A 12,118-nucleotide genomic window follows, 5' to 3' on the forward strand; every position below is an offset into this window, starting at 1 on the left:
GCCGACTCAAGTGGCAGCCCGTTGAATAGCGTTTACCGCATCTGATCGGTTATGCCCCTGACGGAGAGACTATGTCCCTGAAAACGCCTGTCGCTATCCACTCAAAATTGCCGGACGTCGGCACCACTATTTTCAGCGTGATTGGCCAGCTCTCGGCGCAGCATCAGGCGATCAACCTGTCGCAGGGTGCGCCCAACTTCCCCTGCGATCCGGCGCTGGTCGACTCTGTCAGTCGCGCGATGCTGGAGGGTCATAATCAGTATGCCGCCATGATGGGCCTGCCGGCCTTGCGCGAGGCGCTCGCCAGTAAAGTGGAGGCGCTCTATGGCCAGAAATATGATCCTGCCCGTGAAGTGCTGATCACCGGCAGCGCCAGCCAGGGGCTTTATATGGCGATTACCGCGCTGGTGCATCAGGGCGATGAAGTGATCTTCTTTGAACCGGCATTTGACAGCTATGCACCGGTGGTGCGGTTGCAGGGCGGTACGCCGATAGGCCTGAAGTTACAGGTGCCGTCATTTGCCATCGACTGGGATGCGCTGCGGGCGGCGATCACACCGCGCACCCGCATGATCATCATTAATACACCGCACAACCCCAGCGCGCAGGTACTGACGCCTGATGACCTTAATCAGCTGGCAGCGTTAATTCGCAATACCGATATCGTGGTGCTCTCCGATGAAGTCTATGAGCATATTGTGTTTGATGGTCACTCTCACTGTGGCATGGCAACGCACCCGGAACTGGCGGCGCGCAGCGTCATCGTCTCCTCGTTTGGTAAAACCTTCCACGTCACGGGCTGGCGGGTGGGTTACTGCCTGGCGCCGGCAGCGCTGATGACCGAACTGGTGAAAGTGCATCAGTTTATGATGTACGCCGCCGACACGCCGATGCAGGTGGGTTTCGCACACTACCTGCAGCGGCCGGAGAACTACCTGTCGCTCAGCGCCTTCTATGAGCAGAAACGCGATCGCCTGATCACCCTGATGCAAAATTCGCCGTTCCAGCTGCTGCCGAGTGCCGGTTCGTTCTTTATGCTCGCCAGCTATGGACATTTCAGTGACGAGCCGGACAGTGAAATGGTAAAACGTCTCATCGTCGATCACGGTGTGGCCACCATACCGCTGTCGGCGTTTTATATGGATGGCACAGACAACAAACTGATTCGTCTCTCATTTGCGAAAGACGAGGCGACACTAGAGGCTGGCGCAGCGGCGCTATCTGCTTTTTCTCACTGAATCACGCCACCGCGTGAGGCAGCATCGGGAACAGGTAACCAGGACTTTTCGGGGTAAATAATGAAGAAACTGAACGCGCTTTTTCTTGCTCTGGGCATGATGACATCGGTACAGGCACTGGCACAGGATTTACGTTACGGCGTAGAGTCACAATATCCGCCATTTGAAAGCCGCAATGCTAAAGGGGAGCTGGAAGGCTTTGATATTGAGCTGGGCAACGCTATCTGTAAGGCCGGCAATTTCAGCTGCCACTGGGTCGAGAGCAGCTTTGATGCGCTGATCCCGGCGCTGCAGGCGAAAAAATTTGATGCCATCAACTCGGCGATGAATATCACCGAAGCGCGCGCCAAAAGCATCGCGTTTACGCAGCCGATCTACCGTATTCCGACCATGCTTGTGGCGAAAAACGGTGAAAATCTGGCACCGACCGCCGACAGTCTCAAAGGTAAAAACATCGGCGTGTTGCAGGGCTCTATTCAGGAAACCTATGCGAAGAAGCACTGGGAGACGCAGGGCGTAACGGTCACGTCGTATCAGGATCAGAACCAGGTTTACAACGATATGGTCGCGGGCCGCCTTGATGGCACGCTGGTGATGTCTGCTGCCGGTCAGTCCGGTTTCCTTGATAAGCCCCAGGGTAAAGGCTTTGGCTTTGTCGGCAAGCCGGTCGAAGATGACGCGATTCTTGGCTCGGGCATCGGCTACGGCCTGCGCAAAGATGACGCCCAGCTGAAGCAGTCTCTTGATGCGGCGATCGCCAAAGTGCAGGGCGATGGCACCATCAAAAAGCTGGCTGAAAAATACTTCCCGGGCATTGATGTGAGCGCGAAGCCATAAACAGAATCGGGCGCACTCTGCGCCCGATTCTCTCCGATTGATTATGTCAGCCTTCATTTTTATCAAACAGTTCTTAGATTTAAGCCTTTGCAAAGTTATTCCATTCATCCCGATAGATAATGTTTCCGTCCGTATATTTCCAGGTAATAGCCTGATATCGCAATTCCAGTGTTTCCAGGTGCGTGCTGCTTAGTCCGTTAGGGGTAAGATAGGGAGAAACGGTAGTGAGCTTAATCCCTTCCAGCATAATATTGAAATATTCAACCTCGCTGCCTGACTCCACAATTCTGTACATTTTTGTTGTGCCATTTTTAAGTATTCGTCCTTCACAGATTGCGCGATAAAGAACGGACGTTGTCTGGTCGAACTCTTTGACGATAGTAATCGGGCTGTGAACACGCGTACAGGTTAGTTTTCCCCAGGCGGGATCAACAGGAATGGTGATGTGGTGCGCGAACGACTTTAACTCTATTGAACCGAGTCGGAGTGGCATCTGGCAGCTCCCCACGATGGGTGAACCGTTTTCATCGTCAAGCCATAGATGAGCGGGTACAGACATAATTTTATTTCCTTATTGAGGTTTCTGACATTATCTGATGTTTAGCATTGCTATTTGAATATTCGTGGAAAAACCATTATTACAATTAAGGCAAAGACTGCAATGGGCCATAAAGGACCTTCTGGAAAAATCTGCACGAAGATGACTGCGAAAGTAAGAATAAGAAATGGGGGGGCATAAACCTCAATCATTGATTTGAATATTCTTTTAAAAATCCGGTATATAATATTTTTAATCATTTGGCTATCGAATCATAGTCGTGATTATTTTTGAAATTTCATTATCGGATGGGGACGTGTTTTTGAGGGCTCCCGAGTTAACAAATAACGGGTCAATCAGGAAATACATCATTTCAAGTTCTTTTTCATAGAGTGCTGCATAATATACCGGTAAAGTGTAATTTAACCGGTTGGCGCAATCTGCTGCTTTCTGAATGACTCCATAAATTCCAGCAATTGTAAGTGCACTGCCAGCCCTTCGCCAATTAGCGCGCTCATATCAAGGTTCACTTTCATACCGACTGCAACTGCTGCCGTAACGGCGGAAGAAAAACCGTGTTGGGTGAGATGACTGGCGGCAATGTGTATATTGATGGCCATGAGAGATTTTTTTATCCATTCAAGCTGGTGATCTGTCTTAAATCTGAATAATCCATCGAAATATATCTTAAGCATATCGATCACAACATTACCATGGCTAAGCTGTTGATATACTCCCTATGCAAATCTTACGTCCTCGACTTTTTGCTTCTGACAAACCTCCTGATATTTTTCTGTGAAGCAGGAGGTGTAATAAAGCGCACGTTGCACGCCTGAACCTATGTGTTCAATCTGATGTGATAATGCATCACTAACCCCATTAAAGGCCCGATCTAACTTTTTTGCTAAAATTTCGTTCGCCTGTAAATAATTGATTATTTCATCAGCGTGTTGCATAACTGAACCCCTTAAATTATCCCCGTATTTAAATGTTCATTGAAGATAAAGAGCATTAAGATGTATGTAAATCCGCTTAAGTGCTCATTAATGCGCGCCATCAAAATAAACCGGATAAAAGGAGGGTGCTTTTGGGAGGTGAAGTTATAATAGTGACGGAATAACGCAGGTTCTGGCCTTAATAAAACGCGCGTTTAATGTGGAAAATTCGCTGATTAGGTTTCACTGGCTGTATCAAAATCAGGGCTGAATTTCCCATTTCAGCCCTGTACATATAAGCATTAATAAAACTGTTAACCCGCCGCCAGATAACAGAGTTTTTTCGCCACCTGATAGGATTTCACGAAGGACGTAATCGGCAGAAACTCGAAGCGTGAGTGGAAGTTGTGTGCGCCGGTAAAGAAGTTCGGCGTCAGCAACCCTTTGGCTGACAGCGCAGCCCCATCCGTGCCGCCACGCATCGGAATGACTTTTGGCTCAATTTCCAGTGCGGCAAACGCACTGAAGATCAAATCAATCGCCCGACGATCCTCACCCAGTGCATTACTGATATTGCTGTAAATATCGCTGATCGTGATGCTCACGTCGCCGGTGGGATAACGCGCTGCGAGTTTTTCCGCTGCCTGCTGCAACTGCTGCTTGCGTGCGGCGAAGCTGGTGAGGTCAAAATCACGAATGGAGGCCTTTAGCGTGGCTTTGCTGGCGTTGGCCTGAATCTCATTAAACCAGATATAGCCTTCGCGACCTTCGGTGTGCTCCGGCGTCTGCTGGCGATCAAACAGGCTGATATAGTCATGTGCCATCAGCAGCGGATTGACCAGCACGCCTTTGCCCGACATCGGGTGTGCGGGCACACCGGTAAACACAATCTCTGCAGCAGCACCATTGAAGTTTTCATATACCACTTCACCCAGTTCGCAGCAGTCGATGGTCCAGGCAAAATCGACATTAAACCGCGATTCCAGATCGAGTGCTTTCGCCCCGCGCAGGCCAATCTCTTCGTCCGGCACAAAGGCCACCACGATATCGCCGTGGTCGCCTTTAAGATTGGCCATCAGCGTCATCACTACAGTAACCGCCGCTTTGTTGTCAGCGCCCAGCACGCTGGTCCCGTCGCTGAAAATCACCTGCTGACCCACATAGGGCGCGATCTCAGGATGTTCATCGCGGCGCAGCCAGATATCCTGCTCTGCATTCAGACAGAGATCTTCGCCCTGCCAGGTGAGGATCTGCGGGTGAATATCAGGCGACAAACCGACATCAACGGTATCGATGTGTGTAATAAACCCGATGCGCGGTGCGTCAGGACGGTTACCGCGTTTTACTGCCGTCACTGTGGCATGTTCATCAATTACCACCTCATCGAGACCCAAATCGCGCAGCTCATCCGCCAGCAGTTTTGCCATGGCGTGCTGACTCGGGGTGCTGGGCAAGGAGGTTGATTTAGCATCGCTCTGACTGCTGACGGCGAGGTAACGAAAAAAACGTTCGGTGAGTTGCGACTCAAGTTTGTCTGTCATCACTATTCCTTATTAGTCAGCCACTGGCGGGGTTCGCTATGGTGCCGAATCGTGCTATCAATGAAGCATCTGAATGATTCATTTAGATATTGTGATCACCGGAAGTCAATACAAAGCGAGGATGATAATGAAAATCAAGATAGCCACCTTAGCGCTTGTTACTGCTGGGATAGCGCTGGCTGGCAGCGTAAACGCCAAAACGCTGGTCTACTGTTCTGAGGGATCGCCAGAGAATTTTAACCCTCAGCTCTATACCTCCGGAACCAGTGTTGACGCCAGTGCCGTACCGGTCTTTAATCGGCTGGTGGATTTCACGCCCGGCACCACCAATCTGGTCCCGAGCCTGGCGGAAAGTTGGGAGATCAGCCCGGATGGCACCGTATACACCTTCCATCTTCGCAAAAATGTGAAGTTCCAGAGCAATAAACAGTTCAAACCCAGCCGCGACTTCAACGCCGATGATGTGATCTTCTCGTTTATGCGTCAGATGGACCCGAAAAATCCCTACCACAATGTTTCTGGCGGCACCTATTCCAACTTCGAAAGCCTGGAACTCTCCACGCTGATTAAAGGTATTGACCGGGTTGATGACCACACCGTGCGCTTCACGCTTGCTCATCCGGAAGCACCATTTCTTGCCGATCTCGCCTGGTATTTCGCCTCAATCCACTCGGCGGAATATGCAGACGCGATGCTGAAAGCGGGGACGCCGGAGAAGGTCGATATGAACCCGATTGGCACCGGCCCCTTTGAACTGGTGCAGTATCAGAAAGATTCCCGCATCCTCTATAAAGCGTTTCCGGACTACTGGCAGGGCAAGGCGAAGCTCGATCGGCTGGTATTCAGTATTACGCCTGACGCCTCCGTGCGTTATGCCAAGCTGGAGAAGAACGAGTGTCAGGTAATGCCATTCCCGAACCCCGCCGATCTGGACAAAATGCGCGCCAATCCGGACATCACTCTGGAACAGAAGGCGGGTCTGAACACCGGCTTCCTGGCGTTTAATACCACTAAAGCGCCAACCGACAACGTCAAAGTGCGCCAGGCGCTGGCGATGGCGATCAACAAACCGGCGATCATTGAGGCGATATTCAAAGGCACCGGCACGGTCGCGAAGAATATCCTGCCGCCGGGCGTCTGGAGTGCTGACAAAGATCTGAAGGATTACGACTACGATCCGGAGAAGGCCAAAACGTTGCTGCAACAGGCTGGCGTCAAACCGGGTACCGAAATTGCGCTCTGGGCGATGCCGGTTCAGCGGCCTTACAACCCGAATGCGCGCCGCATGGCGGAGATGATTCAGTCGGACTGGGCTAAAGTTGGCATCAAAGCCAATATCGTCAGCTATGAGTGGGGCGAATACCTGAAGCGCGTCCGCAGTGGCGAGCATCAGGCGGCGCTGATGGGCTGGACGACAGCGACCGGCGATCCGGATAACTTCTTCGGCCCGCTGTACAGTTGTACCTCTGCGCAGGGCGGTTCTAACTCCTCAAAATGGTGCTACCAGCCGTTCGAGAAGTTAATCACCGAAGCCCGCGCCGAGCCGGATCAGGGCAAACGCACCGCGCTCTATCTACAGGCGCAGCAGATAATGCATGACCAGATGCCTGCCGTGATGATTGCGCACTCCACCATCTTTGAGCCGGTACGCAAATCGGTCAGCGGTTATCAGGTCGACCCGTTCGGCAAACATATTTTCTATCAGGTTAATATTAAGCAGTAACCCGTGGCAGTTAACGTCAATGGCCCACGCATCAGTGGGCCCCTTATCCCATCCTCACCTGCTGATCCATCTCCGTCAGCCGCTGCTGCAAAAACGCCAGAAATAGCGTCAAAGCCGCGTTGCGCTGACGGCCCGACACCGTCTGAAGCTGCAACGTGCGCTGACTCAACTGATCCACCCCCATCGACCGCAACACCAGATTTTGCGCATCGCGCTCAAACAACAGCGTAAAGGCGCTACAGATGGTTACCGCCTGCGGCGTATGCAGCAAAAAGTGATAAAGCGTAGCGAAATAGTCGCAGGTCAGCACCGGCTCCACCACGCAGTCATTCATCTGACAGGAAAGATCAAACAGCTGCCGGACGGTGGTGTGATGGCCCGGCAGCGCCAGCGGCCAGCGATGCAAATCGCTTAGCGTGACCTCGCGTGACGCCAGCGGATGTGACTCATGCATCGCCAGCAACACCGGTGCGGGCCACGAACCCAGTACCTCAACGCTGCGCTCCGGCTGCAGACTAAACTGCAGCGCCACATCGCATTCTCCCGCCCGGACGCATGCGGCCACGCCCTGCGAGTGCGTCACGTTAATCGCAAACAGCGCGCCCGGGTTTGTCAGGCGAAACGCCGCCAGCAGGCCAGGCAGCAGACTAAACGCCATACCATCCGTGCAGGCGATGCGGATCAAACTGCGGCGTATCGCTTTCAATCCCTTAATCTCTGCCAGCGCATACGCCATATCAAGCTGACTCTTACGCACGTGATGCGCAAAAATCTCACCTGCTTCATTCAGCACCATGCCGCGCGCATGACGCTCAAACAGCGGCACCCCGACCTGTGCCTCCAGCCGCTGAATCTGACGACTGATCGCCGACACCGCAACAAAAAGTTGTTCACTGGCGGCGCTCAACGAGCCGCTCTCAACAACCGCCAGGAAATAGCGGATCTCGCTGCTTATCATCTCCACTCCGTCAAAACGCATCATAAAAGGGCAGTCAGGCATTGCTTTAAAAGCAACGCCCACTCGATAAATTGATAATTGTGGCAAAGAGAGAAGTTTGTCAAAGATAAAGCACGATAAAAAAACAGGCAGGGCAAACATGACAGAGCAACAGGCCGTTGATCAGGCGATGAACTATTTCGATAGCGGTGAGTTTCAGCAACTGCTGGCACGGCGTGTCGCCTGTGTGACCGAAAGCCAGCAGGCCAGCAGAGGGGCGGAGCTGGACCACTATCTGCAGCAGGAAATTGGCCCGCAACTGACGAAGATGGGATTTACGTTACATCCATTTGAAAATCCCCAGCCAGGCAGCCCGCCGTTTCTGATTGCCACCCGCATTGAAGATCCGCTGAAACCGACGCTGCTTTGCTATGGCCATGGTGATGTGGTATTCGGCGACGATGAAAACTGGCGCGAAGGCTTATCGCCGTGGCAACTCACAGCTGAAGGCGATCGCCTGTATGGACGTGGCAGTGCGGACAACAAAGGTCAGCACTGCATCAACCTCGCGGCGCTGGAACAGGTGTGGCAGACGCGCGGTGGAAAGCTGGGCTTTAACTGCAAAATCCTGTTTGAAATGGGCGAAGAGATCAGTTCGCCGGGACTGGCGGCGATCTGCCAGCAGCAGCAGGCGCTGTTAAAAGCCGATCTCTTTATCGCCTCTGATGGCCCACGGCTCAACGCAGTGCGACCAACGCTGTTTTTGGGTTCGCGTGGTGCGGCGAACTTTCGTCTGACCATTCGGGCGCGTGACAACGCCTATCACTCCGGCAACTGGGGCGGACTGCTCAGTAATCCCGGTACGCAACTGGCTAATGCGATCGCCTGTCTGGTGAATGCCCAGGGCGTATTGCAGGTCGCTGCGCTTAAACCTGACTCGTTGACCGGGGCCGTGCGTGCAATCCTGAGTGATATTGACGTCGGCGGTATGCCGGGCGATCCGGCGCTGGCGGAGGGCTGGGGTGAGCCAGGTCTGACGCCTGCAGAGCGCCTTTATGGCTGGAACACGCTGGAAGTGCTGGCCTTTGAAACCGGCAATCCGGCGCGCCCCATGAACGCGATTCCGGGCAGCGCCACGGCGGTGTGTCAGCTGCGATTTGTGGTCGGCACTGACTGGGAAAACCTGGTGCAGCATGTCGAAAGTCACCTGCGTCAGCACGGCTTCGATAACGTCAGTGTGGAGTTTCTGCGCGGCTCACCGGCGACGCGGCTCGATCCACAGGATCCGCTGGTGGCCTGGGCACTGGACACGCTGGCGCGTAGCAGCGGTAAAAAACCGGCGCTGTTACCCAATCTTGGCGGTTCACTGCCCAATGAAGTCTTCGCCGATATCCTGGGTCTGCCAACGTTGTGGGTGCCGCACTCCTATCCCGCCTGCGGCCAGCATGGCGTTAACGAACACATGCTCAATTCCATTGCACGTGAAGGCCTGGCGATTATGACACGGCTTTTCTGGCAACTGGGCGAAGAGGGCGAACAGTTGATGACGCGCCACCATCAGTGGCGGAGAGGTGAACAATGAGCAGCATCGCGCAGACGACCTCGCAGGTGAAACCGAGCCTGCACAAAACACTGTTCGCCACCTGCATCGGTAACGCGCTGGAGTGGTTCGACATCGCGGTCTATGGCTTTTTTGCCAGCTACATCGCGCACGTTTTCTTTCCGGTCAGCGATCCTTCAGTGTCGCTGTTGCTGACCTTTGGCAGCTTCGGTATCTCCTTTCTGATCCGTCCGCTGGGCGCCATTGTGCTGGGCAACTATGCCGACCGTCATGGGCGCAAAAAGGCGCTGCTGTTGTCGATTAACCTGATGATGCTGGGCGGGGCGATCATTACGTTTATGCCGGGCTACGCCACTATCGGTCTGGCCGCACCGCTATTGATCATTCTGGCGCGTCTGATTCAGGGTTTCTCTGCCGGGGGCGAATTTGGCAGTTCCACTGCCTTTCTGGTGGAGCACTTTCCCGAACGTAAAGCCTTTATCGCCAGCTGGCAGTTTGCCACTCAGGGGGCCAGCACACTGATGGCATCCGCATTCGGGCTGGGGCTGACGCACTGGCTAAGCGAAAGTGATATTCAGGCGTGGGGCTGGCGCATTCCGTTTGCCTTCGGCCTGCTGATTGGCCCGCTGGGTATCTACATTCGCCGTCATGTGCAGGAACCTGCCAGCTTTACCTCGCAGGAGAAGGAATCCGCGCCGCTGAAGACGCTGTTCGGGCGACAGAAAGCGCTGATCACCCTGGCGATAGGCGTGATGGTGATTTCCACTGCAGTAAACTACATGCTCAACTACATACCGACTTACGCCACCAAAACCCTGCATCTGCCGGGATCGGTTGCCTTCACCGCCACACTGATTGCGGGCATTATCCTGACGGTCGTGACGCCCATCATGGGATTGTGGGCAGAGCGGATTGGCCGGTTGCCGCTGATGTGGGGATCGCTGCTGCTATTGATGGCCACCATCTATCCTGCGTTTAAATGGATGGTCGATCACACCACGCCCACTACGTTAATCCTGCTGGTGGCCTGGATGGCGCTGCTGAAGTCGGTCTATTTCTCGACGGTGCCGTCGGTGATGGCCGATCTCTTTCCGGCGACCACCCGCGCCAGCGGTATGGCGATCAGTTACAACGTGGCGGTGACAGTATTTGGCGGGTTTGCGCCGCTGATTTGCAGCATGCTGATTGCCGCTACCGGCAGCAGTCTGGCACCAGGCTACTACCTGATGGCGGTGGCAGTGCTAAGTGGCATCGCGCTGCTGCGCTGCAGTAAGCGGGTGGCATAGCAAAATGGGCCGGTTAGCTGGCCCATTTTGTGACTGACAACGTCAGGAACGGGAGGCGGTAAGATCGAGCCTGCGTTTAACTGAACTGCAGGTAAGCAACATGGGTCTGCAGATACTCCTCCAGGCCATGTTTCCCATCGGCACCGCCGATACCCGACCTGCGCCATCCGGCATGAAAGCCCTGCATCGCCTCAAAGTTCTCACGATTAACATAGGTCTCGCCGAACTTCAGCTTTCGCAACGCGGTCATGGTGGTATTGATATTCCGGGTATAAATCGAAGAAGTCAGCCCATACTCGCAGTCGTTAGCCAAAGCGATCGCCTCATCCAGCGTTTTGAACTTCATCACCGGCAGCACCGGGCCAAAAATTTCCTCCTGCATAATCGCCATCTCCTGACGCACATCGGTAAGCAGCGTCGGTTCAAAGAAGAAGCCCTTATCGCCGGCGCGCTTGCCGCCCAGCACCACTCTGGCGCCGGCGGCGACGGCGTCTGCTACTTTCTGCTCAACCCGATCCCTTGCCGCGCCCGTAATCAGTGGCCCCATGTCGATATCACTGCGTTCGGCGGGATCGCCAAACGTAACCTGTTGAAACGCCGTGGTCAGCGCGCTGATAAAGCGCGCGTAGATGCCTTCCTGCACATAGACCCGCTCTGCGCAGTTACAGACCTGACCGCTGTTGATCATTCGCGAACTGACAATTGCCTGAACCGCCAGATCGAGATCGGCGTCATCCATCACGATAGCCGGGGCTTTGCCGCCCAGTTCCAGCGACACTTTGGTGACATTTTTAGCAGCGGCTTCCATGGTAGCGATACCTGCGCCGACGCTACCGGTCAGGCTCACCAGCCCGACTTTGGGGTTTGCCGCCAGCTCCTGTCCCACTTCCGGACCCAGACCGTAGACAATGTTAATCACGCCCGCTGGCAGACCCAGCGTGTGAATAATGTCGGCAAAAATGGCCGCATTGTCTGGCGTCAGCTCACTGGGTTTAATCACGATGGTGTTGCCAGTAATCAGGGCAGGCGCCGCTTTGCGGGCAATCAGGAAGAAGGGGAAGTTCCACGGTAAAATCCCGGTGGTAACGCCAATCGCTTTTTTGAACAAAAAGATGTTTTCATTGGGTCGGTCGCTGTTGATGATCTCTCCTTCGTAACGTCGCGCCCACTCCGCCATGTAATCAAGGTAGTCGGCGGTGAACAGCACTTCGGTCTTCGCCAGTCCCTGGGTTTTTCCACCCTCAGCCACAATCGTTGCCGTCAGTTCAGGCTCCCGGTCGCGGATGGCGCTGGCAATTTTGTGCAGCCAGGTGCCACGCTCCACTGCGGGCAGATCCTCCCACGCTGGCTGAGCCGCTTCTGCGGCGTTGATGGCACGGCTGGCATCCTGACGAGTGCCTTCGGGAATACGTGACAGCAGCGCCTCAGTGGCCGGGTTGATCACCTCAATCCATGCGTCACCGTGATGGGCGACGAACTCGCCATTAATGTAATGTTGATGATGTGTTGTCATTCGCTTTGC

11 protein-coding genes are annotated in these 12,118 nt (G+C 54.2%); 5 read left to right on the forward strand and 6 right to left on the reverse strand.

The window, feature by feature from the left end; genetic code table 11:
- Nucleotides 1-71: 71 nt before the first annotated feature.
- Together EE896_RS09315 and EE896_RS09320 are read left to right on the forward strand one after the other, a co-directional pair.
- Nucleotides 72-1,238: a methionine aminotransferase gene (locus EE896_RS09315; protein WP_078804431.1), complete on the forward strand. Its 1,167-nt coding sequence runs from the start codon at nt 72-74 to the stop codon at nt 1,236-1,238.
- A 60-nt stretch (nt 1,239-1,298) separates the two neighbouring features.
- The gene (locus EE896_RS09320; protein ID WP_003853710.1) at nt 1,299-2,075 is read left to right on the forward strand and encodes a transporter substrate-binding domain-containing protein; all 777 of its coding nucleotides are present in this window, start codon (nt 1,299-1,301) and stop codon (nt 2,073-2,075) included.
- A gap of 79 nt (nt 2,076-2,154) precedes the next feature.
- Here EE896_RS09320 and EE896_RS09325 read toward each other — a convergent pair whose 3' ends face one another.
- The 4 genes from EE896_RS09325 to pepT form a co-directional block, all read right to left on the reverse strand.
- On the reverse strand, nt 2,155-2,634 hold the full coding sequence (locus EE896_RS09325; RefSeq protein ID WP_140915437.1) for an Hcp family type VI secretion system effector: 480 nt from the start codon (nt 2,632-2,634) through the stop codon (nt 2,155-2,157).
- Nucleotides 2,635-3,035: 401 nt separating this feature from the next.
- Nucleotides 3,036-3,317: a hypothetical protein gene (locus tag EE896_RS22835; protein ID WP_309148309.1), complete on the reverse strand. Its 282-nt coding sequence runs from the start codon at nt 3,315-3,317 to the stop codon at nt 3,036-3,038.
- Nucleotides 3,318-3,350: 33 nt separating this feature from the next.
- Nucleotides 3,351-3,569 carry a hypothetical protein gene (locus EE896_RS22840; protein ID WP_309148308.1) on the reverse strand — a complete coding sequence of 73 codons (219 nt, stop codon included), beginning with the start codon at nt 3,567-3,569 and terminating at the stop codon, nt 3,351-3,353.
- 293 nt (nt 3,570-3,862) lie between these two features.
- Nucleotides 3,863-5,089 carry a peptidase T gene (gene pepT / locus EE896_RS09335; RefSeq protein ID WP_140915436.1) on the reverse strand — a complete coding sequence of 409 codons (1,227 nt, stop codon included), beginning with the start codon at nt 5,087-5,089 and terminating at the stop codon, nt 3,863-3,865.
- A 127-nt stretch (nt 5,090-5,216) separates the two neighbouring features.
- On the opposite strand from pepT, the gene EE896_RS09340 reads away from it, so the two are divergent.
- Nucleotides 5,217-6,812 carry an ABC transporter substrate-binding protein gene (locus EE896_RS09340; protein ID WP_140915435.1) on the forward strand — a complete coding sequence of 532 codons (1,596 nt, stop codon included), beginning with the start codon at nt 5,217-5,219 and terminating at the stop codon, nt 6,810-6,812.
- Between the two features lie 43 nt (nt 6,813-6,855).
- On the opposite strand, the gene EE896_RS09345 is transcribed toward EE896_RS09340, so the two are convergent.
- Nucleotides 6,856-7,770, reverse strand: a complete 915-nt coding sequence (locus EE896_RS09345; protein WP_140915434.1) for a LysR family transcriptional regulator — start codon at nt 7,768-7,770, stop codon at nt 6,856-6,858.
- Between the two features lie 139 nt (nt 7,771-7,909).
- Between EE896_RS09345 and EE896_RS09350 the strand changes: the two genes are divergently transcribed.
- Nucleotides 7,910-9,331 carry a M20 family metallopeptidase gene (locus EE896_RS09350; RefSeq protein ID WP_140915433.1) on the forward strand — a complete coding sequence of 474 codons (1,422 nt, stop codon included), beginning with the start codon at nt 7,910-7,912 and terminating at the stop codon, nt 9,329-9,331.
- Entirely contained in the window at nt 9,328-10,596 is a 1,269-nt protein-coding gene (locus tag EE896_RS09355) for an MFS transporter (RefSeq protein ID WP_008925227.1), read from the forward strand. Before EE896_RS09350 ends, EE896_RS09355 begins: the two co-directional genes overlap by 4 nt.
- A gap of 76 nt (nt 10,597-10,672) precedes the next feature.
- Here the strand turns inward: EE896_RS09355 and aldA are convergent, their stop codons facing one another.
- Complete coding sequence (aldA, locus tag EE896_RS09360; RefSeq protein WP_140915432.1) at nt 10,673-12,109, reverse strand: aldehyde dehydrogenase; 1,437 nt, start codon at nt 12,107-12,109, stop codon at nt 10,673-10,675.
- Between the last annotated feature and the right edge of the window lie 9 nt (nt 12,110-12,118).

The sequence above is a fragment of the Pantoea eucalypti genome (assembly GCF_009646115.1).
In the GTDB taxonomy this organism is placed as follows: Bacteria; Pseudomonadota; Gammaproteobacteria; order Enterobacterales; family Enterobacteriaceae; genus Pantoea; species Pantoea eucalypti.